This window comes from Arenibacter flavimaris (assembly GCF_030291335.1).
GTDB lineage: Bacteria > Bacteroidota > Bacteroidia > Flavobacteriales > Flavobacteriaceae > Arenibacter.
The window spans coordinates 36,645-59,556 of record NZ_JASWIM010000028.1 but is presented as its reverse complement, the minus strand read 5'-3'; the positions used below and the strand labels follow the sequence as shown (position 1 = coordinate 59,556).

At 40.0% G+C, this 22,912-nt stretch carries 22 protein-coding genes; 13 read left to right on the top strand and 9 right to left on the bottom strand.

Annotation, left to right across the window (positions count from 1 at the left end):
• Positions 1-13: 13 nt before the first annotated feature.
• A complete protein-coding gene (glyA, locus tag QSE00_RS18590; RefSeq protein ID WP_110358073.1) occupies positions 14-1,288 on the bottom strand; it encodes a serine hydroxymethyltransferase in 1,275 nt (424 codons plus the stop codon).
• Between the two features lie 111 nt (positions 1,289-1,399).
• Here glyA and fahA point away from each other — a divergent pair, with 111 nt between their 5' ends.
• Together fahA and QSE00_RS18580 are read left to right on the top strand one after the other, a co-directional pair.
• Complete coding sequence (gene fahA / locus QSE00_RS18585) at positions 1,400-2,689, top strand: fumarylacetoacetase (protein ID WP_110358072.1); 1,290 nt, start codon at positions 1,400-1,402, stop codon at positions 2,687-2,689.
• A gap of 113 nt (positions 2,690-2,802) precedes the next feature.
• Positions 2,803-3,990 (top strand): hypothetical protein, encoded by a 1,188-nt coding sequence (locus tag QSE00_RS18580; RefSeq protein WP_286107034.1) that lies wholly within the window; start codon positions 2,803-2,805, stop codon positions 3,988-3,990.
• A gap of 75 nt (positions 3,991-4,065) precedes the next feature.
• Here the strand turns inward: QSE00_RS18580 and ytxJ are convergent, their stop codons facing one another.
• Complete coding sequence (ytxJ, locus tag QSE00_RS18575; RefSeq protein WP_110358070.1) at positions 4,066-4,467, bottom strand: bacillithiol system redox-active protein YtxJ; 402 nt, start codon at positions 4,465-4,467, stop codon at positions 4,066-4,068.
• Positions 4,468-4,632: 165 nt separating this feature from the next.
• Between ytxJ and clpB the strand changes: the two genes are divergently transcribed.
• Both clpB and QSE00_RS18565 read left to right on the top strand, forming a co-directional pair.
• Entirely contained in the window at positions 4,633-7,233 is a 2,601-nt protein-coding gene (gene clpB, locus QSE00_RS18570) for an ATP-dependent chaperone ClpB (protein WP_110358069.1), read from the top strand.
• A 111-nt stretch (positions 7,234-7,344) separates the two neighbouring features.
• A complete protein-coding gene (locus QSE00_RS18565) occupies positions 7,345-7,941 on the top strand; it encodes a TetR/AcrR family transcriptional regulator (protein ID WP_110358068.1) in 597 nt (198 codons plus the stop codon).
• 7 nt (positions 7,942-7,948) lie between these two features.
• Here the strand turns inward: QSE00_RS18565 and QSE00_RS18560 are convergent, their stop codons facing one another.
• On the bottom strand, positions 7,949-9,562 hold the full coding sequence (locus tag QSE00_RS18560) for a PorP/SprF family type IX secretion system membrane protein (protein WP_110358067.1): 1,614 nt from the start codon (positions 9,560-9,562) through the stop codon (positions 7,949-7,951).
• Between the two features lie 95 nt (positions 9,563-9,657).
• Here QSE00_RS18560 and QSE00_RS18555 point away from each other — a divergent pair, with 95 nt between their 5' ends.
• On the top strand, positions 9,658-10,188 hold the full coding sequence (locus QSE00_RS18555; RefSeq protein WP_286107033.1) for a SixA phosphatase family protein: 531 nt from the start codon (positions 9,658-9,660) through the stop codon (positions 10,186-10,188).
• Here the strand turns inward: QSE00_RS18555 and QSE00_RS18550 are convergent.
• Complete coding sequence (locus QSE00_RS18550; protein ID WP_286107032.1) at positions 10,185-10,931, bottom strand: DUF6503 family protein; 747 nt, start codon at positions 10,929-10,931, stop codon at positions 10,185-10,187. The two genes, QSE00_RS18555 and QSE00_RS18550, sit on opposite strands and share 4 nt — an antisense overlap.
• Positions 10,932-11,067: 136 nt before the next feature.
• Between QSE00_RS18550 and smpB the strand changes: the two genes are divergently transcribed.
• Positions 11,068-11,529 (top strand): SsrA-binding protein SmpB, encoded by a 462-nt coding sequence (gene smpB, locus QSE00_RS18545; protein WP_110358064.1) that lies wholly within the window; start codon positions 11,068-11,070, stop codon positions 11,527-11,529.
• A gap of 7 nt (positions 11,530-11,536) precedes the next feature.
• On the opposite strand, the gene QSE00_RS18540 is transcribed toward smpB, so the two are convergent.
• Complete coding sequence (locus QSE00_RS18540; protein ID WP_110358063.1) at positions 11,537-12,178, bottom strand: protein-L-isoaspartate(D-aspartate) O-methyltransferase; 642 nt, start codon at positions 12,176-12,178, stop codon at positions 11,537-11,539.
• Positions 12,179-12,458: 280 nt separating this feature from the next.
• Between QSE00_RS18540 and QSE00_RS18535 the strand changes: the two genes are divergently transcribed.
• The 7 genes from QSE00_RS18535 to QSE00_RS18505 all read left to right on the top strand — a co-directional run bounded on the left by QSE00_RS18535 (position 12,459) and on the right by QSE00_RS18505 (position 18,812).
• Positions 12,459-13,427: a Gfo/Idh/MocA family protein gene (locus QSE00_RS18535; RefSeq protein WP_286107031.1), complete on the top strand. Its 969-nt coding sequence runs from the start codon at positions 12,459-12,461 to the stop codon at positions 13,425-13,427.
• Between the two features lie 71 nt (positions 13,428-13,498).
• Positions 13,499-14,386 (top strand): 3-hydroxyacyl-CoA dehydrogenase family protein, encoded by an 888-nt coding sequence (locus tag QSE00_RS18530; protein WP_110358061.1) that lies wholly within the window; start codon positions 13,499-13,501, stop codon positions 14,384-14,386.
• 85 nt (positions 14,387-14,471) lie between these two features.
• Positions 14,472-15,125, top strand: a complete 654-nt coding sequence (locus QSE00_RS18525) for a YggS family pyridoxal phosphate-dependent enzyme (RefSeq protein ID WP_286107030.1) — start codon at positions 14,472-14,474, stop codon at positions 15,123-15,125.
• 71 nt (positions 15,126-15,196) lie between these two features.
• Positions 15,197-16,564 carry an exonuclease domain-containing protein gene (locus QSE00_RS18520; protein ID WP_286107029.1) on the top strand — a complete coding sequence of 456 codons (1,368 nt, stop codon included), beginning with the start codon at positions 15,197-15,199 and terminating at the stop codon, positions 16,562-16,564.
• A 3-nt stretch (positions 16,565-16,567) separates the two neighbouring features.
• Positions 16,568-17,395 (top strand): ion transporter, encoded by an 828-nt coding sequence (locus QSE00_RS18515; RefSeq protein ID WP_286107028.1) that lies wholly within the window; start codon positions 16,568-16,570, stop codon positions 17,393-17,395.
• Entirely contained in the window at positions 17,395-18,309 is a 915-nt protein-coding gene (gene miaA, locus QSE00_RS18510) for a tRNA (adenosine(37)-N6)-dimethylallyltransferase MiaA (protein WP_110358057.1), read from the top strand. The genes QSE00_RS18515 and miaA overlap by 1 nt, the downstream gene beginning before the upstream one ends.
• Positions 18,306-18,812, top strand: a complete 507-nt coding sequence (locus QSE00_RS18505) for a gluconokinase (RefSeq protein ID WP_286107027.1) — start codon at positions 18,306-18,308, stop codon at positions 18,810-18,812. Before miaA ends, QSE00_RS18505 begins: the two co-directional genes overlap by 4 nt.
• 189 nt (positions 18,813-19,001) lie before the next feature.
• Here QSE00_RS18505 and QSE00_RS18500 read toward each other — a convergent pair whose 3' ends face one another.
• The 4 genes from QSE00_RS18500 to QSE00_RS18485 form a co-directional block, all read right to left on the bottom strand.
• A complete protein-coding gene (locus tag QSE00_RS18500) occupies positions 19,002-19,709 on the bottom strand; it encodes a response regulator transcription factor (RefSeq protein WP_110358055.1) in 708 nt (235 codons plus the stop codon).
• Positions 19,710-19,716: 7 nt separating this feature from the next.
• Positions 19,717-21,291, bottom strand: a complete 1,575-nt coding sequence (locus tag QSE00_RS18495) for a sensor histidine kinase (protein WP_110358054.1) — start codon at positions 21,289-21,291, stop codon at positions 19,717-19,719.
• Between the two features lie 80 nt (positions 21,292-21,371).
• Positions 21,372-21,959 carry a dephospho-CoA kinase gene (gene coaE, locus QSE00_RS18490; protein ID WP_286107026.1) on the bottom strand — a complete coding sequence of 196 codons (588 nt, stop codon included), beginning with the start codon at positions 21,957-21,959 and terminating at the stop codon, positions 21,372-21,374.
• Complete coding sequence (locus QSE00_RS18485; RefSeq protein WP_286107025.1) at positions 21,956-22,912, bottom strand: YbbR-like domain-containing protein; 957 nt, start codon at positions 22,910-22,912, stop codon at positions 21,956-21,958. Before QSE00_RS18485 ends, coaE begins: the two co-directional genes overlap by 4 nt.

Genomic DNA, 22,912 nt, shown 5'->3' with positions numbered 1-22,912 from the left:
TTTTAAGTCTATATTAAGCGTTAAACAACGCTCTGGAATGCATTAGGCCATTTACTTTTTCCCTAACGGCATCAATAATCTTCCCATCTTCAGGATTCATTATCACCTGATCTATTAAATCTACAATAAGCTTCATTTGGTCCTCTTTTAAACCTCTCGTAGTTATCGCGGCCGTACCAAAACGTATACCACTGGTCACAAAAGGAGATTTATCATCAAAGGGAACCATATTCTTATTGGCGGTAATATCTGCTTTTACCAAAGCATTTTCAGCATCTTTCCCCGTAATATTCTTATTTCGAAGATCAATAAGCATCATATGGTTATCTGTGCCGCCAGAAATAATTTTATACCCTTTATCCACAAATGCGCTTGCCATGGCCGCAGCATTTTTCTTTACTTGAAGCATATAATGCAAGAACTCGTCGGTCAAAGCCTCCCCAAAGGCAATTGCTTTTGCTGCAATGATGTGCTCCAATGGCCCCCCCTGATTGCCTGGAAAAACTGCCAAATCCAATAAAGCGGACATTTTTCTCAAAGAACCGTTCTTTAACTTGATCCCGAAAGGATTGTCGAAATCTTCGCCCATCAATATAAGCCCCCCCCTTGGACCACGCAAAGTTTTGTGCGTAGTTGTGGTTACTATATGGCAATGTGGTATTGGATCGTTAAGAATTCCTTTTGCAATGAGTCCCGCCGGATGGGATATGTCGGCCAAAAGTATAGCCCCTACACTATCCGCAATTTCCCTGAATTTTTTAAAATCCATATCCCTGGAATAAGCAGATGCCCCCGCTATAATAAGCTTAGGTTGCTCTTTCTTGGCTATGGCCTGAATTTTATCGTAGTTAAGCACACCCGTCTCCTCGTCTACCCCATAAAATACAGGATTGTACAATCTACCCGAAAAATTTACGGGAGAACCATGGGTTAAATGACCACCATGCGACAGATCAAATCCAAGAATGGTATCCCCTGGCTTTAGACATGCATGATATACGGAAGCATTGGCCTGTGAACCTGAGTGTGGTTGAACATTGGCATATGCCGCTCCAAATAATTGTTTAGCCCTGTCAATGGCCAATTGCTCTATCTTGTCCACTACTTCACAACCTCCATAATAGCGCTTGCCAGGATATCCTTCTGCATATTTGTTGGTCAATACCGATCCCGCAGCCTCCATTACCTGGGGACTAGTGAAATTCTCGGAAGCAATTAGTTCAATTCCATCTATTTGGCGTTCCTTTTCCGCCTCAATTAGTTCAAAAATTTGATTGTCGCGTTGCATAAAGTAATATTCTATTAAATAATGTGCAAAAATACGAATTGCCGACCGTTAATTCCTAGAAAATAATATATTTGATAAGATATTTATCAAACACAAGTTAACAACTCGAAAATGCCGTTAAAAACTAATAATCCAGAAAAAAAAACATGGTTACCGGTACCCATCAATTCTGATTTCCCCATTCAGAATATCCCTTTTGGAGTTTTCCTGACCAGAGATGACATTATCACTATAGGCTCACGAATTGGTGATTACGCAATAGATCTAGGGGCATTGCATCAATTGGGTTATTTTAAGGACATTCCATTAACCGATGATATTTTTTTACAGGACACTCTTAACGATTTTATATCCGACGGCAAAAAGACCTGGCGCTTGGTCCGAAACAGGATCAGCGAAATATTCGATATCAACAACAACGATCTAAAGAACAATGAAGAACACAAAAATATTGTTCTTTTTACCATGGACGAAATAGAGATGCAGCTTCCAGTTCAAATAGGGGATTACACGGACTTTTACTCCAGTAAGGAACATGCGACCAATGTTGGCAAAATGTTTAGGGACCCAGAGAATGCGCTACTTCCCAATTGGTTGCACATACCGGTAGGATATCACGGAAGAAGCTCATCTATCGTACCCAGTGGCACCTCGGTTAGAAGACCCATGGGACAAACCCTACCTGCCGGGGAGGAACAACCTATTTTTGGCCCTTCCAAATTAGTGGATTTTGAACTGGAAATGGCATTTATAACCACAGATGCCAACGTTTTGGGAGAACCTATTCCGGTCGAGGAGGCTGAAAATTACATATTTGGCATGGTACTTTTTAACGATTGGAGTGCTAGGGATATTCAAAAATGGGAATACGTTCCTTTAGGTCCCTTTCTGGCCAAAAATTTTGCATCCTCCATTTCGCCCTGGATCGTAACCCTCGACGCCCTTGAACCTTTCAGGATAGCTAGTCCGGCACAAACCCCCACACCCCTGCCCTATCTACAACAGACCGGAAAAAAAGGTTTTGATATAAATTTAGAAGTATCCATAAAGCCCGAAGGCAGCAAGGCCACTACCGTTACCCGTTCCAACTTTAAGTATATGTATTGGACCATGGCCCAACAATTGGCCCACCATACCATAAATGGTTGTAAAGTGAATAGTGGTGACATGATGGGCAGTGGTACTATCTCCGGTCCAACCCCTGATACTTATGGCTCCATGTTGGAGCTTACCTGGCGTGGGGAAAAGCCCCTGACCTTGGAGGACGGGTCCACAAGAAAATTCATTGAAGATTATGACACTGTGACCATAACCGGTTATTGCAAAAAGGATAAGGTGCGAATTGGTTTCGGGGAAGTCTCCACCAAATTACTGCCGGTATTCCAGCAAAAGAAGAAATAATATCTCAAAAAAATACCCCCGTTTGTACGATACCGAATAGTTTAACGTTGGTGTATAGAACTATTTTGGCATAGCTATTGAACTATATCCAAAATATTTTTAAACCAAACGTTATGAAACAATTATTACTCACCTCGTTGATGCTGTTTTTTTTAATCTCTTGTGGAGGAGTCAAAAAAACACAGGAAGCCCTAAATATGGGTAATTATGGCAACGCCATAAATACCGCACTGAAAAACATTGCCGAAAATAAAACCAAGAAATCCAATCAGCCCTACATTCAAATGTTGGAGGAGGCCTATAAAAAGAATACAGAACGTGAACTTCAGCAGATCGCTTTCCTAAAGAAGGATAACAATCCGGCCAACCATGAAATTATTTTTAATGGATACCAGAACCTGAAAGCCATCCAAGAACGTATAAAACCCTTATTGCCACTGAAACTGTACGACGAAAATAGGGATGCCCGATTTACATTTAAGGATTATGATGAGGAAATAATAAAGTCTAAACGTGAATTGTCGGACTATTTGTACAACAATGCCACCGCCCTATTAAAAACAGGTCAGAACAAGGAAGATTTTAGAAAGGCATTTGATCAATTTTCGTATTTAAACGAGATAAACCCCAATTACAAGGATACACAGTTTAAGCTGGAGGAAGCCCATACCAAAGGTCTGGATTACGTTCAGGTAGTAATGATCAATGATTCCGAACAAATAGTGCCCAATCGTTTGGAGCAAGAACTGTTAAACTTTAATACGTACGGGTTAAACGACCTATGGACCGTTTACCACACCAACGCCCTGGAGAATATTAAGTATGATTATGAAATGCAGGTAGCGTTCAGAAACATCAATATTAGTCCGGAACAGCTAACCGAAAAACAGATCTCCAAGGAAAAACAGATCAAGGATGGTTATAAGTACGCCACAAACCCCAACGGGGAAGTGCTAAAGGACAGCTTGGGAAACAAAATAAAGATCGACAAATTTAAAACCGTCAAATGTAATTTTTATCAATTCACCCAGCTGAAGTCGGTGGAAGTAATCGGAAATGTGAGCTTTTGGGATTTACACAATCAACAGCAAATCAATTCATACCCCTTGGCCAGTCAATTCGTCTTTAACCACGTTTATGCCAAACACAACGGCGACACAAGTGCCCTTGAGGAAGATATGGTCCCATTATTACAACTTTCTGCGGTACCCTTCCCCAGCAATGAACAAATGGTTTACGACGCAGGGGAAGATTTAAAGGCTAAATTAAAAAGTATAGTCACCAGACATCGATTTAATTAACCCCATTATAGCGCCTATCCATCACTAGGTGGCCAGAATAAATACATTTAATTCCAAGGTAGATTTGCTTTGGAGTTAAATGTATTTTTTTAAATCCATTTGTGTTATTGCCCCATGGGACCCATGGGCTACCACCGTTCCGTTTTTAATTACAAGTAATTGGGGCGATTCATGCACAACACCGAACATATTACTGATTTCATTTGAAACAGTCCGATATTGGTGCAGATCCAAATAATGAAGATCCAAACGGTCTTTAGAAATATCATACCCCTCATTAAACCTATTCATGACCATTCTACTTATACCACAAGTGGTGGAATGCTTAAATATCACCTGAGGCCTTAACTTGGACCCTTCCTTAATTACCTCTAGCTGCTCTATGGACCCCAATGGCAACCATGGCGCAACCTTTGCTTCCTTTTTTCCCTTTTCATTATTATTTCCCTTGCCAAAAAGCCCTTTTAATATTCCCATTTTGTAATTTTAGTATTAAGTCCGACAATTGCGACCAACCTTACAAGCTGCCGTATTGTCGCTTAAAATCAGGGATTAAGCGACATTTTGTCCTATTCAAAACAGTGGTAAGGTTGTTGACATTAATACATCAAAAGTAAGCAATAACCTAAAAAAAACAACTATATGAATTTTAATAACTTCACTATAAAGTCGCAGGAAGCCATACAACATGCACAACAAATAGCGCAGGGCCTCGGTCATCAGCAGATAGAGAACGAGCATGTTTTTAAGGCAATTTCCGAGGTTGAGGAAAATGTACTTCCATTTATCCTTAAGAAATTGAATGTAAACACCAGCTTGTTGAACCAAATTTTGGAAAAGGAACTGGAAAGTTTTCCAAAGGTATCGGGCGGGGAAATTATGCTATCCCGGGAAGCCAATAAAACACTGACCGAGGCTAGTATTATTGCCAAAAAAATGGAAGATGAATATGTTTCCATTGAACATTTGCTATTGGCTATTTTCAAGTCAAAGAGTAAAATAGCCCAAATACTAAAGGACCAAGGGGTTACGGAAAAAGACCTTAAAGCGGCCATAAACGAATTGAGAAAGGGTGGCAAAGTTACTTCCCAGAGTGCAGAGGATACCTATAATTCTTTGAACAAGTATGCGAGAAATCTGAATGAACTGGCAGATAGCGGGAAATTGGACCCGGTTATAGGCAGGGATGAGGAAATAAGAAGGGTTTTACAGATCTTGTCCCGTAGAACAAAAAACAACCCAATGCTTGTGGGGGAACCCGGTGTAGGTAAAACAGCTATTGCCGAAGGCCTGGCCCATCGAATAGTGCAGGGCGACATCCCAGAGAACCTTAAGGATAAAATAATCTTTTCATTGGACATGGGCGCCTTAATTGCAGGCGCCAAATATAAAGGGGAATTTGAGGAGCGCTTAAAAGCCGTTATCAAGGAAGTAACCTCCTCGGATGGGAACATTGTTCTCTTTATTGATGAAATACATACCCTTGTAGGGGCCGGGGGCGGACAGGGGGCCATGGATGCCGCCAACATACTTAAACCCGCACTTGCCCGGGGGGAATTGCGTGCCATTGGAGCCACTACCTTGGATGAGTATCAAAAATATTTTGAAAAGGACAAGGCCTTGGAGCGAAGGTTTCAGAAAGTAATAGTTGATGAACCCGATACGGAAAGTGCCATATCCATTTTAAGGGGAATCAAAGAAAAGTACGAGGCCCACCACAAGGTTAGAATTAAGGATGAGGCCGTAATCGCAGCCGTTGAATTATCGCAACGCTATATTACCAATAGATTCTTACCGGACAAGGCAATCGATCTTATGGATGAAGCCGCTTCCAAACTAAGGATGGAAATAAATTCCAAACCTGAGGAACTGGATGTTTTGGATAGGAAGATAATGCAATTGGAAATAGAAATAGAAGCCATAAAGCGAGAGAACGACACCTCAAAACTCAAGGCCCTGAATGTGGACCTAGCCAATTTAAAGGAAGACAGGAATGAAATCTTTGCCAAATGGGAGAGCGAGAAAACCGTTGTGGACGATATCCAAAAAACAAAGAACGATATTGAGAACTTTAAATTGGAAGCCGAAAGGGCCGAACGCAATGGGGATTATGGAAAAGTAGCCGAAATTAGGTACGGCAAGATTAAGGAAGCCCAAGAACGATTGGATAAACTGGAAAGCGAACTGGAAGAACAACAACTGGGAGAAACCCTGATCAAGGAAGAGGTAACCTATGAGGATATAGCCGAAGTGGTAGCCAAATGGACCGGAATCCCAGTTACCAAAATGCTTCAAAGTGAAAGGGAGAAGCTGTTGAAACTGGAAGATGTACTCCACAAAAGAGTGGTAGGACAGGAAGAAGCTATACAGGCCGTTTCCGATGCCATAAGAAGAAGCAGGGCCGGATTACAGGATAGCAAAAGGCCAATTGGCTCCTTCCTGTTCCTCGGAAGCACAGGTGTAGGTAAAACAGAGTTGGCCAAAACCTTGGCCGCCTACCTATTTGATGACGAAAATGCCATGACCAGAATTGACATGAGCGAATACCAAGAGCGGCATTCGGTAAGTAGGTTGGTAGGTGCACCTCCAGGATACGTTGGGTATGACGAGGGTGGCCAATTAACCGAGGCAGTGCGAAGAAGACCCTATTCCGTAGTTTTACTGGATGAGATTGAAAAAGCGCATCCGGACACCTTCAATATTCTTTTACAGGTATTGGATGAAGGTAGGCTAACAGACAACAAAGGTCGGGTAGCAGATTTTAAAAATACCATTATCATAATGACCAGTAATATGGGAAGCCATATTATACAGGAAAAGTTTGAGGAAAACAAAGACATCTATAGCGCCACAGAGGCGGCAAGGGTGGAAGTACTGGGACTGTTGCGCAAAACAATAAGACCAGAGTTCTTGAACCGTATAGACGACATAATCATGTTTACCCCCTTAAGTAAAAAGGACATTAAAAAGATTGTGGTGCTACAATTGGATCAGTTGAAAAAATTGGTTGCCAAACAGCAAATCGTCCTGGATGCCACCGAAGAGGCAATAGATTATTTGGCGAACAAAGGGTATGACCCACAGTATGGAGCTAGACCCATAAAAAGGGTTATTCAGAAAGAAGTATTGAACAATATTTCCAAAGAACTGCTAAGTGGTAAAATCCACCAAGGTGGAATTATCCTCATAGACTCCTTTGATGATCAGTTGGTATTTAGAAATGAGAATGAACTGGTAAAATAAACCACCACTCTCAATAGAAGGGCATCCAATGCATAATTGGATGCCCTTTTTTATTAACAATATATACCATGCAGTATAAGATTTTTTATATTAGCATAAAACTGTAAGGACATGTCTACAAAAGCCGAGAGAACAACCGCCTATATCATCGAAACCGTTGCACCAATTTTCAACAAACTCGGATATGTTGGAACCAGTATGAGCGATCTTACAGAGGCCACTGGTTTGACCAAAGGGGCCATTTACGGGAATTTTGAAAATAAGGATTCCTTGGCACTTGCAGCATTTGAATACAATAGTAAAAAATTATTAGCTGAAATAGACGATAAGTTGAATTCTAGCGGAACTTCCCTTCAAAAGCTTTTTGTGCTCACCAATTTCTATAGGCACTACGATACTTTTATTGCGGAATTGGGAGGCTGCCCTATCTTAAATATTGGGATAGATGCCAATCATAACAATGCCCAATTGCTGGCCGCAACAAGGGAAACCATAAAAACTATAGAGGGGAAAATTGCCTTGGTCCTAGAAAATGGACTCAACAACAATGAACTTAGACTGCCCGTAACCCCACTCCAGTTTTCAAAACAACTATTCACAATGCTCCAAGGCGCAGTAGCCATGGCCACCATAACCAGTGATAGAAAATACTTGCTGAACACTGTTGCCTACTTGGACCAATTAATTGTACGAGAAATAAAAAAGTAGTTTAGCACTACTCCCCTATTACCCTAAATATCCAGGTTCTTTCGGTATATTTCCCATTAAATTTATTATCCCTTGCCGCTTCGGCTTCCCTAAGGGTGTCAAACCTTTCCAAATAAACATAGTCCCATTTGGTCCTTTCCAAATAAAAGAACTTGGCATCAATACCTTTTTTCTTAAGATTCTCAACAAAAATATCACGATACCTGGAAGTGCCATAAACGTTGCCAATAAGATAAAACCCAGCTTTCTGGCCTTCAATTTTCTCCTCTTCCTCATAATGGCCCTGTGTCACAGGCTTGCCCGCTTTTTTTCTAGCAGCGATCATATCCAGATCGTCCTGAATTTTCTTTGCCAACGCCAGTTCCACAGCCTTTATGGAATCCAATCTTTTTTGCTCCTTCATTTGGGCGGCCTTTGCCAAAGCCTCGGCCTCCTGTGCTTCCTTCAATCTTTTTGCCTCAGCCAATTCCTGTGCCACTCTTAATTCTTCCGCCAGCGCTTTCTTTTTCTTTCCTCTTACACGCTTTTGTTTTTTCGACTTCTTAAGTGCTTGTTTTTCGGCCAAAGCTTCTGCTTTACTGAGCTCCCGCTGTACTTTCCTTTCCTCCGCTATGCGATCTTCATCTTCCTGTTGGGCCACTTCACCCTCTTTTTCCAATACCATTGGCACCTCTTCTTCCACTTCAAAACCTACGACCTTCTTACGTGCATCGGGACTACCCAGGGTATAGGCGGCAATTATTTCAAAAGTGGGATCCTGATCCCTGATTTCGGAATCCAAACCAAATTCAATGAGAGCTCCCAATGATACATGTTTAAAGAACCTACCTCCCAAACCTCCCGATAGGCCGTAGAAACTATTATAACCAGTTTGTAACCAAAATTTATTGGAGGATAACAATGCATTTAACCCTACTTGCGTATCCCCATAGGGCACGGATTTTACATACAACATTGGAAGTAGATATGCATTATCCACCCCACTGAACATACTTAGGGGCAATCTATAATCAATCATACCCAAGTATATTTTTTCATCAGATTCCGAGGCACTGCCCTTAGTGGAAAAATTATAATCAAACAGGTTTTCGGCAGTAAAACCAACACTGAATCCATCCACAGAAAATCGAACTCCCGGGGCAAATTGCATAATAAAGGCATTTTGGGCCAATTGCAATTGAGGTAATGAAATTTCAGGATTTGGGCTATACCTAACATTAGTAATTTCACTGTTAAAACCAAGAAGGTTCAATCCGAACGCCAATTGCATATTATTGCCAAAATCAAAGGCATGTGCATAGTTCAACACTCCCCCGGTATTTAAAAACACCCCTGTATTGTTCTGAATAAAACCGGCACCTATAGAGGAGTTAGTGTTTAATTTTCGGGAATAATTTACGTAAATGGAAGTAGGATCACCATCAATGGTCTGCCATTGATATCGGGACCACCAGGCAATTGATTCCGGATTGTTCCTGTCCAGTGAAAAAACCGGATTAAATAAACTTGCATTGAATTCGGTTAAATTATGCTGTCTTAAGTCGGTTGGAAGTGCAACTTCTTGGGCGTTCGAAAACAATACCGCAAATAAAATAGCATAAATAGCGTACTTTTTATCCATATACAAAAGAACAAAAAACTACGGGCACTACATACTATTTTTCGCTAATTTTAGTTACTTTACAAGAAGAACAAATACCAAAAATAGAATTGACCATGAAACATATACCCCTGCTATTGATTCTTTCCGTGACTATGGGCCTTATGTCCTGTAAGAAAGATCCGAAGTTACCCTTGGAAAATGCAGAAGATTCTATTTCCACTTATTATTTTATAAGACATGCCGAAAAAGATCGTAGCGATCCTGAAAACATAGATCCGGAATTGAACCAGGACGGCTTGGGAAGGGCCATTCGTTGGGCTGAAGTTTTTGACCCTATTGCACTTGATGCCATTTACATCACCGATTTTGAAAGAACTGCGATGACAGCGGCCCCTACCTCCGTAAAAAAAGAAATTACCCCTCAATATTACGACCCCAAGGCAATCATTATCGAAGAATTCAAAAGGCAAAATCTAGGCAAAAACGTTCTTATCGTTGGCCATAGCAATACTACCCCGGAATTTGTCAACCTCCTTTTGGGAATAGAAAAATATGAACAAATGGACGATTACGACAACAGCAGCCTATTTATTGTACGTATCATAAATGGAAAAGCCACGGATATTAGATTAAAAATGGACTAATTGGAAGCCTTCACGCGAATATCTTCCAGCTCTATTTTTGACAGTAATTTTAATTGGTTGTTTTCATAAAGAACATCCACATCATACAATGCACCATCCCCTATTGGGGCCTCATAATTTTCATAATCAACAAAACGGATACCACCAAAATAGCGCTCGTTATACGCTACCCTAAAGCGTATTCCTCCCCCGTCCACATAAAACCGATACGCCAGGTAGTCGGGCTTAAAGGTCTCCTTGTTAAACCAATACAGATAAATATCCTCATAATCCTTTCCTCCATCTTGCTGGTCAAAGGTTACTTTTACCTTATAATACTCCTTACCTCCAATGGTAACTTCCCCCATTAGCTCCTTGTTCACTGCGGGATCGTTCAATCCGTATGGCAAATAGGCAAAGTAATGTACCGAGTTCACAGAATTTGCATACAAATTGGCAATGGAATCCCTTAGAGGCACCAAGCTATCGTTAACAAATCTATTAAACCCCCTTAAACTTTTTACATCTTCTACCTTTAGGGAATCTGTGAATCCAATCCGTTTTAAAATTCTACTTCCTCCTTTCCATTCGGAGACATATTGATAATCCCTGAATTTATAGAATAAATCATTGGCTGTATAATGCTCTCCACCACTGGCCATTATGGACTTATCCACTATTTCCTGGGCAGAAAAGTTGGTTTGTGCCTTCTCCTTACACGAAACGGTCAAAAGCACAAGAGTTAAAAGATATACTACTTTCATTGGGTTACTTTTCAATTTAATCGTAGTAGCAAGACATACATTACAAAAAAAACGTATTTATCCTAAAAAAATTAGTGTCAACTATACTTGCGCCCTAATTGCCAATCGGATAATTGTTTCTATTTTTGTCGAACATATGCAGAAGAAAATAAACATAAAGAACAAAAGGGCCCGCTTTGACTATGAGCTACTGGATACCTATACGGCCGGTATTGTATTGTCCGGTACCGAAATTAAATCTATCCGGGAAAGCAAGGCATCCATCTCCGAGAGTTTTTGTGAATTTAATGATCATGGAGAATTGTTTGTCATTAACATGCAGGTAGATGAATACTCCCATGGCACCCACTATAACCACAAACCCAAAGCGGAGCGAAAACTTTTGCTCAACCGTGGTGAACTGAAAAAATTGGAAAAAGAAGTAAAAAATTCAGGCTTAACCATCATCCCCCTAAATCTTTTTTTAAACGACAGGGGCTTGGCCAAGATAAACATTGCATTGGCAAGGGGCAAGAAATTATACGACAAGCGCGAGACTATCAAGGATCGTGACAACAAGAAAAACCTGGATAGGATCAAAAAGAGCTTTAACAATTAAGACTGCTCTAATTTTTATCCTCCAATAAAGGCACGAACCTAAAAGACCCAAATTCCTTTTTTTCAAATTCTTTGGCCGATTTTCGAACAAACAGCGTCATCACTTGCTCGTCCAACCCAACCGGTATCACCAATCTGCCTCCTATCTTGAGCTGGGCCAGTAAAGGATTTGGAACAAATGGGGCCCCGGCGGTTACAATGATACTATCAAAAGGTGCCTCTTCCGGCAATCCTTTATAACCATCACCAAAGATTACTTTTTTGGGTCTATAGCCCATCTTTTTAAAAAAGAGATTGGTCTTCTTAAAGAGCTCCAACTGACGCTCAATAGTGTATACCCTTGCCTTCAATTTTAACAATACCGCGGTTTGATACCCGCTCCCAGTTCCGATTTCCAATATTTTATGATTGGGCCGTACCTGTAAAAGCTCGGACTGAAAAGCAACTGTGTAAGGCTGGGAAATGGTTTGATCCGCTCCAATGGGAAACGCCTTGTCCTGGTAGGCATGATCCTCAAAACTACTATCTAAAAACAAGTGTCTTGGTACGGCCCGGATAGCTTCCAGAACAGAATTGTCCACTATTCCCTTCTCCAAAAGAATGTCCGCCAATTTATTGCGCATTCCCCTATGTTTTAATGTATCTTTCAATTGATTGGTTTTGGTCCGTAAAGTTAAAAAATGAAAAACTTAAAATGAAGAAATTAGAAAAATTACATGCTGCAATCTAAGCCATTCTTTCGTTAAAGGGTAAATTTAGGTCAGATTTCTTTAATTGCGATAATCACAGTTCCATTGTCTATCCCAATATTATTATCCCAATTAGCTACTTAAGTTTGATGAAAAAAAAGATAGGACTTAAAACTCAACTTTTATTTTTTAAGCCCTTAAACTTGCAAACTATCCTTATTTTTGAGGAAAATAAATACATATGCTTAATGTTGGCGTCCTAGGAGCAGGACATTTAGGAAAAATTCATCTAAGATTGCTGAACGAGTCCCAAAAATATAATTTGGTCGGTTTTTATGATCCCGATGTCATCAATGGTAAAAAAGTAGCAGCTGAATTCGGCTATACTTTTTTCGACAATATAAACAAACTAATTGATGCGGTAGATGTAATAGACATAGTAACGCCTACCCTTTCCCATTTCGATTGTGCCAAAAAGGCCATGGAAAAAGGAAAACATGTTTTCATTGAAAAACCCATTACCAACACCCTTCAAGAGGCCGAAGAATTGTTGCTTTTGGAAAGGAAACATCGGGTAAAGGGTCAAGTAGGCCACGTTGAAAGATTCAATCCAGCTTTTATGGCGGTTAAGGACAATATTAATAACCCCATGTTCATTGAGACCCATAGGTTGGCCGAATTTAACCCAAGGGGGACAGATGTACCTGTTGTATTGGATTTGATGATCCACGATATTGATGCCATCCTTAGCGTGGTAAAGTCCGAAGTTAAACAAATTAATGCCAGTGGGGTTTCGGTCATTAGCAACTCACCGGATATTGCGAATGCCAGAATAGAGTTTCAGAATGGCTGTGTTGCAAACCTGACCGCTAGTAGAATTTCCCTAAAAAACATGCGGAAGTCGCGCTTTTTCCAAAAAGATGCCTATATCGCCGTGGATTTTCTGGAGAAAAAAGTGGAAGTGGTAAAAATGAAGGATGCCCCGGAAAAACCAGGGGATTTTGATATGATCCTACAAAATGCGGAAGGAGTAAAAAAACAAATCTATTTTGAAAATCCGGACATAGCTATAAACAATGCCATTCTGGACGAATTGGAAACCTTTGCCGATGCCATAAACAACAACTCCGTCCCCGTGGTCTCCCTAGAGCAAGGTACCCAAGCTTTAAAGGTTGCTTTGGAGGTCATTGCTTCATTCCAAAAGAAATAATCACTAGCTTCTCCTAATGTAGCCACAAGACATTAAATAATAGCATAAAATTCGAAATAAAAAGCACTTAAATGAAAAACATAGCAGTCATAGGGGCCGGAACAATGGGTAATGGAATTGCCCATGTAATTGCACAAAACGGATATAAAACCAACCTTATAGATATTTCACAGGACGCCTTGGAAAAGGGGCTGTTGACCATAGAGAAAAATCTTGACAGAATGGTAGCCAAGGAACTTATCACAGAAAAGGATAAGAAATCCACTTTGGGCAATATAACCCCCTATACCACACTTGCCGATGGGGTACAGAAAGTGGATTTGGTAATAGAGGCAGCAACGGAAAACACGGCCCTTAAAATAAAGATCTTTAGGGAATTGGATGCTATCTGTGAACCGACTACCATTTTAGCGACCAACACCTCCTCAATTTCCATTACGCAGATTGCAGCCGCCACCAAAAGATCGGACAAGGTCATTGGCATGCACTTTATGAATCCCGTACCTATTATGCAATTGGTAGAGATTATAAGGGGCTATAACACCTCTGATGACGTTACTGGAACCATCATGGCACTGTCCACCAAGCTTGGAAAAACACCAACGGAAGTAAATGACTTCCCTGGCTTTGTGGCAAACCGAATTCTAATGCCCATGATCAACGAAGCCATAGAGACCTTGTTCCATAAGGTTGCAGGGGTTACAGAAATCGATACGGTTATGAAATTGGGCATGGCCCACCCTATGGGGCCCTTACAGCTTGCCGATTTTATTGGACTGGATGTTTGTCTATCCATTCTCAACGTAATGTACGACGGCTTCAAAAACCCAAAATATGCACCCTGTCCCTTATTGGTAAATATGGTAACTGCTGGAAAATTGGGTGTTAAATCCGGGGAAGGTTTTTATGATTATTCGGAATCCAGGAAGTCCGATAAGGTTTCCAAACAGTTTAATTAATAGTTCATTACACCTGTTTACTTCAATTATAGTTTTGATGATGAACAGCAGCCATGTTTAGTTTAACAGCATAAAATACAATTGAATGTCCATTAAAGATAGTTTAATAAAAATCAAGGAATCGCTTCCCTCCCATGTACAGCTAGTGGCGGTTTCCAAAACCAAGCCAATAGCCGATATAGAGGAAGCCTATGCGGCCGGACAAAGGGTTTTTGGAGAAAATAAAATCCAGGAAATGACAGAGAAGCAAGAAGCGCTTCCAAAGGATATTGAATGGCATATGATAGGCCACATACAGCGCAACAAGGTTAAGTATATGGCAGCGTATGTAGCGTTGATCCATGGAGTGGATAGTCTAAAACTTTTGAAGGAAATAAACAAACAAGCCAAAAAACACAACAGGGTTATTCCATGCCTGTTACAAGTCCACATTGCTGAGGAGGACACCAAATTTGGTTTTGACGGGAACGAACTCAACGAATTGATCTCCTCAAATGACTTGGAGGCACTTACCAACATAAAGATAGTGGGACTGATGGGAATGGCAACATTCACGGAAAACGAGCAACAAATCCGAAAAGAGTTCCAACAACTTAAAAGTCTGTTCGAAAAAATTAAACCCACATTCCCCCATCTCTTGCATTTATCCATGGGAATGAGTGGGGATTACAAGATTGCAATAGAGGAAGGCAGTACCATGATACGAGTGGGAAGCAGCATTTTTGGGTCTAGAAATTAGCGCACAAGCTTGCCGTTTCCTTGACGGGAGAATACGTATCTTTGTTTAGTAATTTGAATTAGAGATTTTACATGTACGTCATATTAGATATTGAAACCACAGGAGGAAAATACAATGAAGAGGGGGTTACCGAAATCGCTATCCACAAATTTGACGGGCATAAAGTAGTGGATCAGTTCATTAGTTTGGTAAATCCTGAAAAAGATATACAACCCTTTGTTGTTAATCTTACCGGTATTAACAACAACATGCTCCGCACTGCCCCAAAATTCCATGAGGTAGCCAAGCGTATTGTGGAAATAACCGAAGATGCAGTAATTGTGGCCCATAATGCCCAATTCGACTATCGGATATTGAGGACCGAATTCAGGCGATTGGGCTATAATTTTGAGCGAAAGACCCTCTGTACCGTAGAACTGGCCAAGCAATTATTGCCAGATGCCGAATCGTATAGTCTAGGCAAATTGGTACGGTCTCTCGGAATCCCTGTAAGTGACCGCCATAGAGCTAACGGAGATGCTCTTGCCACCCTACAATTATTTAAACTATTACTTTCAAAAGACCTGGATAAATCCATTTTTAAGAGTGTTTTAAGAACGGAGACCCAAGGGGAGCTGTCACCCAGGCAATTGGATATGGTAGACGAATTACCTTCGGATACCGGGGTCTATTACATGCACAATAAGGACGGTGACATTATTTTGCTGGGCAAAAGTAACAATATTAAAAAAAGGGTAAACCAACATTTTACCAATAACAGCCTTAAGGCCAGAAGAATTCAGAAAGAAACAAAAAGGGTTTCATATGAAAAAACGGGGAACGAATTGGCTGCACTCTTAAAGGAGAATGCAGAATTATTAAGGAACAAACCCAAATATAATTCTCTTTACAGAAAAAGACTTTTTTCGCATGGCATTTATCAGTCCAGGAACCAGGACGGCTATATTTCATTGACCGTAGAGGTTATAAATCCTAAAAAAAAGGCAGTAGCTACTTTTAATAGTCTACAAGGTGCGGAGAATTTTTTACACAGCATCAGGGAGGAATTTCAGTTGTGCAATAAAATAAATGGGCTTTCACAGGCAAGGATGCATTGCTCCCATTATGAGGACAATGGTTGCCTTGGGGGCTGTATAGGGCAAGAGCCCGTGGAAGCCTATAATGCACGAGCATTACAATCTATTGATAAGTACAGTTTATCAAAAAAGAGCATCCTGATCATGGACAAGGGAAGGGAAATTGGTGAGCGTTGCGGTATCGAGATCAAGAACGGTGTCTTTAAAGGCCTTGGCTATTTTAATTTAAACCATCAAATCAATAATATTCATATCTTGGAATCCATAATTACACCTATGGAAGGAAATGAAAACACGACCCATATTATTTCTTCCTATCTCAGAAAAAAAAAGGTCCTAAAAATTATAGAGCTAAAACAGTAGATTTTGAAAATCAAAAAAAGTTGGAAACACAAAATTCACGAGGTAATCTACGGGACCCACACTCCCGCCGGCAAACTTTTTGATATCCTTTTGCTCATTTTGATTGTTTATAGTGTAATCATCGTAATGTTGGAAAGCATCCCTACTTTTGATGAAAAGCACCATAAATTCTTAAACCATTCCGAATGGACGGTGACCATACTATTTACCATAGAGTACATATTGCGTATTATCTCTATAAATCGGCCCAAAAAATATATTCTAAGCTTTTTTGGCGTAATCGACCTACTTTCCACCATCCCAAAATATCTTTCCCTTTTCCTAGTCGGTTCGCAATTCATAACAGCCTTTCGCATTTTAAGATTGTTAAGGGTTTTTAGAATTTTAAAACTGGTTCGCTTTGTTGGGGAATCCAATAAACTTGTGAGGGCCTTGAATGCCAGTAGGACTAAAATATTTGTATTTGTTTTTTTTGTCATCGTCATATCCGTTCTTTTGGGCACGGTAATGTATATTGTAGAAGGTCCCACACATGGTTTCACCAGTATTCCCCACAGTGTTTATTGGACCATAGTTACCCTAACCACAGTAGGCTATGGGGATATTTCACCTGAAACGCCCTTAGGGCAATTCATTGCCACCTTGATCATGATCATAGGGTATGGGGTAATTGCAGTACCAACAGGAATAGTATCGGCCGAATATGCGGCAGGTGTAATTAACAAAAAAGATATAGATACAGACAGAACCTGCCCGGAATGTGGTACGGAAATCATGCGTATCGATGCCCATTACTGTAGGCAATGTGGACATAGATTAAGTGAGGATTAATGAATAAAAAAAATCTTATTTCCATTGTTGGACCAACTGCCATAGGAAAGACAAGCTTGGCCATTGCCATCGCCAAACACTTTAAAACAGAGATTATTTCTGCGGACTCCCGTCAGTTTTTCAAAGAAATGTCCATAGGGACCGCTGTGCCTTCCCCCGAAGAATTAGCCAGTGTACCCCATCATTTTATTCAACACAAAAATATTTATGAAGAATACACCGTAGGGGATTTTGAAAGGGAAGCCATAGAAAAACTAGAAATACTTTTCCAAGCAAATGACATTGTTGTTATGGTAGGTGGAAGCGGTCTATATGTTGATGCCATAAAAGAGGGACTTGATCATTTTCCAACAATCGATCCCGAAATCCGGGAGACCCTGAACGAAAATTTAAAAAGCAAAGGCATTATAAGCCTTCAGGAGCGACTTAAAGTTCTAGATCGGGATTATTATGGCCAAGTAGATCTGAACAACCCACATAGGCTTATTAGGGCCCTAGAGGTCTGTATTGGCTCAGGGTTCCCCTACAGCTCTTTCTTGAATCAACAAAAACCCGAAAGGAATTTTAGCACCCATACCATAGCCATAAATGCCGAAAGGGCCATTGTTTACGACCGTATTAACCAAAGAGTGGATATTATGATGGAACAGGGTTTATTGGAGGAGGTCATGTCCCTAAAGGAACATCAGCACCTAAATGCATTGCAAACCGTAGGTTACCGGGAATTATTTGGTTATTTCAAAGGAGATTTTGATCTTGATACTGCGGTTGCCGAAATAAAGAAAAACACCAGAAGATTCGCAAAAAGGCAATTGACCTGGTTACGAAAAAAAGAGGATATTCTTTGGGTGGATTATAAATATGATTTAAACGATTTACTAAGGAAGTTAGCACAAAAACTTAATGGACAATGACTTTAAGCAATAAGAACATTCTGTTTGTAATTGGAGTTTCTGGTACGGGTAAATCTACCATAGGCCAGTTGTTGGCAGAAGAATTGAAGCTACCATTCTTTGACGGGGATGATTTTCACTCAGAAGCCAACATAAAAAAAATGTCCAATAAAATCCCGTTGACGGACGGGGACCGCTATGAATGGTTGGTTAGTCTGAACAAGTTGGCCGCGTCCCGCCAAGAAACCGGAGCTGTCATTGTCTGCTCCGCCTTGAAGGAGTCTTACAGGAAATTATTGGAAAATAAAATTGAAGAAAAAGTGGTATGGATTTCCCTGGAAAGTTCTTTTGAGCTGCTAATGGAACGCCTACAAAAAAGAAAGGGCCATTTTATGCCAGCCGAATTATTACGGTCCCAACTGGACACCTTTGAACCTCCTACCCGAGCCATAAAAATCTCGATAGAGCCCAGTCCCCAAGAAATAGTGGACCAAATATTGCGGGAGTACCGGAACTATCGATAGGGCCGGTCTCAAGCTTCATGGAAGAAGCTGCCCCCAAGGGCCCTGTGTCAAGACCATAATTCCACAAATAGAGGCGGGATCGGTTTTACTATTGCATTATGAGCCCACGGGCTTAATAATAAGGGCATAACAAATAAAAAAGCACCAAGAAAAATCTTGGTGCCATAAAAACTCTTATATGCGTGCCAATTACTCGGTCTTAATCACCAATCTAAAACCTTCCCCGTGGATATTTAATATCTCCACGTTCTCATCTTTTTTGAGATATTTACGCAATTTTGCAATGTACACGTCCATACTTCGCGAAGTGAAATAATTATCATCCCTCCATATTTTCGTCAAGGCCAATTCCCTCGGCATTAAATCGTTCTCGTGCAATGCCAACAACCTAAGCAACTCATTTTCCTTAGGGGAGAGTTTAATAGCATCCTCATCCTTGTATTTTAAGAACCTAAGCTTGGAATTCAATTGAAAACCACCAATAGTAAATTCAAATTGTTTACTGTCCGCCAAGGAGCTTGAAGATTTTCTTTGAATTATGGCTTTAAGTTTCATCAATAGCACTTCCGAATCAAAAGGCTTGTTAAGATAATCGTCGGCACCTGCTTTATACCCTTTTAGGACATCTTCCTTCATTGTCTTGGCCGTAAGAAAAACGATAGGTACATTTTCGTTCTTTTCACGGATTTCCTTAGCAAGGGTAAAACCATCCTTATAAGGCATCATTACATCCAAGATACAGACATCAAAATTGTCCTTCTTAAATTTTTCAAAACCTTCCATTCCGTTTTTTGCCAACGTAACGTCAAAATCGTTCATTGCCAAATAATCTTTTAGTACAATTCCAAAATTGGGATCGTCCTCTACGAGTAATATTTTCTTATCTACTGTTTCCATTATTGTTTTAAATTAAAGGTAGTTTTATATAAAAAGTGCTTCCTTTTCCTTTTTCACTTTCTGCATAAACCTCACCTTGATGATCATCAACTATTTTCTTTACATAAGCGAGCCCTAAACCGTGCCCCTTAACGTTGTGTATATCTCCTGTATGTTCCCTATAAAACTTTTCAAAAACCTTTTTTAGCACCGTCTTGCTCATTCCAGCTCCCTGATCCTGTACTTTTATTATGATGGAATTGCCCACCACTTCTGTATAAACATCGATCTTGGGCACTTCTGGAGAATATTTAACAGCGTTATCCAGTATATTCACTATAACATTGGTAAAATGCATCTCATTGGCCAATACCTCTGAGCGTTCCGCCTTTAAATGGGGCTTAATATACCCACCCCTATCTGCGACTATAAGCTCCACATGGGTAATGGCGTCCTCTATTATGTCGTGAACATCTGCCCTATCCTTACTTATATCCAACTGATTTTTCTCCAACTTGGATATCCTTAACACATTTTCCACCTGCGCGTGCATTCTCTTATTTTCGTCCCTTATCATTTGCAAATAGCGCAGTACCTTCTCCTTGTCATCTATAATCTTCGGATTTTTTATTGCTTCAACAGCCAAATTGATAGTAGCAATAGGAGTTTTGAACTCATGTGTCATATTATTGATGAAATCCGATTTAATCTCTGAAATCTGCTTTTGTTTTATCAACTGATAGATAGCACTGGAATAGGCCACTACAATAATCAAGGTAAACGTCAGGGACAAAATTGCCATTCCCAAAATGGACTGGATAAGGAACCTTTTCTTTTTGGGAAAGGTCAACAAAAGGGAAAAATTGGTATTCCCTTCACTGTCCTTAAACAAAGGAGCCTTATAAAGCGTGGTCTCCGAAAACTTAAATTTTTTGGATTTCACTTTTGTAGGCAGGCCTTTACTGTATACCCCATATTCATAATCTATATCTATGCCCCTATTTTTGAGTTCCCTCCCAAGAAACAGTTCGATCTCCTGTTTGGAAACGCGTTTATGGATAGGTCTGTTTTTGGCCTGTTCCCTAAAAACATCATCCATTGCAAACTGCTCAAGATCTGTCATAGACCCAATTTTCTCTAACTTTTGGACGGGTGTCAAGGAATATTGCCTACCGTCCAGACCAAAATCCTCTTTATAAATTTCGGTTGTTCTGGTACTGGTGATGTTCCTAAAAGTGGTTGTATCCAAGCCTATATCAAAGAACGTAGATGCCATATTGTAATCCTCTTCCAAAATACCATGGCTATAAAACCGTATTTCATTGGAATTGATATCACGATCAAAAAAGAAAAAATTCTTAAGATGGGTAGCTTTTGGCTTTCCTATACTATCACTTAGTTTGTAAAACTCGTTTAGATAATCCTGTACTTCCCGTTTTTCAATATTTTCTGTAACCCTACTCAAAATTTGGTTTACAGTGTTTGAAAATTGTTCCTCCTTGTCCGCTACCGACTTATTGATCCAATAGCTCTGAACAAAAATGATTCCGATTAGGGAAAGGCTCATCAAGACTACCAAAAGACCAAATAACCTCTTATTCATTTATTAACAAAATTAGAAATTTAACATTTAGCGAATTGCACGTTTAACCTAACCTTAACAAAAATGTTAAAATTACGTGCTTAAGCCCTTATTTTAAGTAATTTATGGTGAATTTGGGAAACCTGCCTTTGCGTAGCCTCCAATCCGGTATTTTCAATTATGAAGTCTGAAAGCTTTTCTTTATTGCGATCCGGCCATTGATTTTCTATACGTTCCATTACCGCTTCCGCAGTAACTCCGTCCCTATCAACAACCCTTTGTATCCGAATTTCCCTAGGAGAGGTCACTAGGATTATTTTATCATAAAAATCGTTGGTCCCATTTTCAAATATAATGGCAGCTTCTTGAATTACGTAAGGTGCATTCTGGCGTTTGCACCAACTTTTAAAATGCCGTCTCACGGCGGGATGGACTATATTATTGAGGGCCTGTAATAAATCTTTATCGCGGAATACTTTTTTGGCGATATACTCCTTGTTGAGTTCCCCATTTAAATAACTCCCCTTGCCCAATAAGGCCTCAATATCCTTTTTAATCTTTTTTGACCGGGTCATTAAATTCTTTGCCTCTACATCTGAATTGTAGATGGGAACCCCTAATTTTTGAAACATAGATCCCACGGTGGATTTTCCACTGCCAATTCCTCCTGTTAAGCCCACGATCATCATTGCCTCTTTAGTATAAATTCCACTTTATTCTCCCTTAACTGCACAACATTTACACTATCGGGCTTTTTGGTCAATTTCAAATCCAAAACATTTTCACTTTTATCCTTTAGGCTCGAATAGTCGGCAGTAACCACAAAATCTGTCACCGCCAGTTCCTTTATCGCACTTAATCGTCCTCTGCACAAAACTGAAACTATTTCTGGAAAAGTTCTTATCCCAACTCCTTCAGGCACATTGATGACCACTACAGGCACCTTAAAAACCTTCTCGGAAAATTTAAATACTTTGGCCGATAAGGTTATACTATGATGTGAGTATTTGGTATTTTTTAGATTTGCCGGAAGATTTAGCTTCAATTGCTCCGAAATATCATTTGTAGTATGTGGCAGCACCAAAATTTCGGTAGTGAGTCCGGTCAGGGTATCTATTTCCTTTTTAGGCCCCATTACTGTTATGGAGTCGGGCAACAAGCTATAGTTGTTATCCATTAGATAATTTTGCTCCAAATCAATTGTTACTTTAGGAAGTACTGGTACCTTTTTTTTATAAAGCCTTTGAAAATCAAAAAACAAGGTATCCCTATCCATGTCCTCTATCCTTATAAATTTTGAAAGCTGATTTTCTATCTGACTTCTATAGGTTGATGGGGATACAAAATACTTCTCCCCTTTTTTTTCAAGTTCGGTCAAGTCCACTTCCACTGTTTTGTTCTTAAAACCAAACATCAAAAATTGAAACCCACTGGCCCTTAATCTAACCTTGATGTTGTTTTTGGAAACGCTGTTTAACAATAAGCTGTCCGGGGTGTTACCGTAATAAATATCAAAGGTGGCATTGCTGGAATATTGTTCTGCCAAATTGCTAACAAACCAGGCCAGACCGGAACATAATAGAAAGACCAGAAACAGCTTCACCTTTCTTTTATTTAAACCGTTTTTAATTTTATCTATCAA

Excerpts from the sequence above, each read along its gene's own strand:
- glyA (WP_110358073.1), bottom strand. The coding sequence starts at position 1,288 with ATGCAACGCGACAATCAAATTTTTGAACTAATTGAGGCGGAAAAGGAA.
- QSE00_RS18495 (WP_110358054.1), bottom strand. The coding sequence starts at position 21,291 with ATGAATAAGAGGTTATTTGGTCTTTTGGTAGTCTTGATGAGCCTTTCC.
- QSE00_RS18525 (WP_286107030.1), top strand. The coding sequence starts at position 14,472 with ATGTCCATTAAAGATAGTTTAATAAAAATCAAGGAATCGCTTCCCTCC.
- QSE00_RS18530 (WP_110358061.1), top strand. The coding sequence starts at position 13,499 with ATGAAAAACATAGCAGTCATAGGGGCCGGAACAATGGGTAATGGAATT.
- QSE00_RS18560 (WP_110358067.1), bottom strand. The coding sequence starts at position 9,562 with ATGGATAAAAAGTACGCTATTTATGCTATTTTATTTGCGGTATTGTTT.
- QSE00_RS18550 (WP_286107032.1), bottom strand. The coding sequence starts at position 10,931 with ATGAAAGTAGTATATCTTTTAACTCTTGTGCTTTTGACCGTTTCGTGT.
- QSE00_RS18520 (WP_286107029.1), top strand. The coding sequence starts at position 15,197 with ATGTACGTCATATTAGATATTGAAACCACAGGAGGAAAATACAATGAA.
- QSE00_RS18505 (WP_286107027.1), top strand. The coding sequence starts at position 18,306 with ATGACTTTAAGCAATAAGAACATTCTGTTTGTAATTGGAGTTTCTGGT.
- ytxJ (WP_110358070.1), bottom strand. The coding sequence starts at position 4,467 with ATGGGAATATTAAAAGGGCTTTTTGGCAAGGGAAATAATAATGAAAAG.
- QSE00_RS18555 (WP_286107033.1), top strand. The coding sequence starts at position 9,658 with ATGAAACATATACCCCTGCTATTGATTCTTTCCGTGACTATGGGCCTT.
- smpB (WP_110358064.1), top strand. The coding sequence starts at position 11,068 with ATGCAGAAGAAAATAAACATAAAGAACAAAAGGGCCCGCTTTGACTAT.
- QSE00_RS18500 (WP_110358055.1), bottom strand. The coding sequence starts at position 19,709 with ATGGAAACAGTAGATAAGAAAATATTACTCGTAGAGGACGATCCCAAT.
- fahA (WP_110358072.1), top strand. The coding sequence starts at position 1,400 with ATGCCGTTAAAAACTAATAATCCAGAAAAAAAAACATGGTTACCGGTA.
- QSE00_RS18535 (WP_286107031.1), top strand. The coding sequence starts at position 12,459 with ATGCTTAATGTTGGCGTCCTAGGAGCAGGACATTTAGGAAAAATTCAT.
- coaE (WP_286107026.1), bottom strand. The coding sequence starts at position 21,959 with ATGATGATCGTGGGCTTAACAGGAGGAATTGGCAGTGGAAAATCCACC.
- QSE00_RS18580 (WP_286107034.1), top strand. The coding sequence starts at position 2,803 with ATGAAACAATTATTACTCACCTCGTTGATGCTGTTTTTTTTAATCTCT.
- clpB (WP_110358069.1), top strand. The coding sequence starts at position 4,633 with ATGAATTTTAATAACTTCACTATAAAGTCGCAGGAAGCCATACAACAT.
- QSE00_RS18565 (WP_110358068.1), top strand. The coding sequence starts at position 7,345 with ATGTCTACAAAAGCCGAGAGAACAACCGCCTATATCATCGAAACCGTT.
- miaA (WP_110358057.1), top strand. The coding sequence starts at position 17,395 with ATGAATAAAAAAAATCTTATTTCCATTGTTGGACCAACTGCCATAGGA.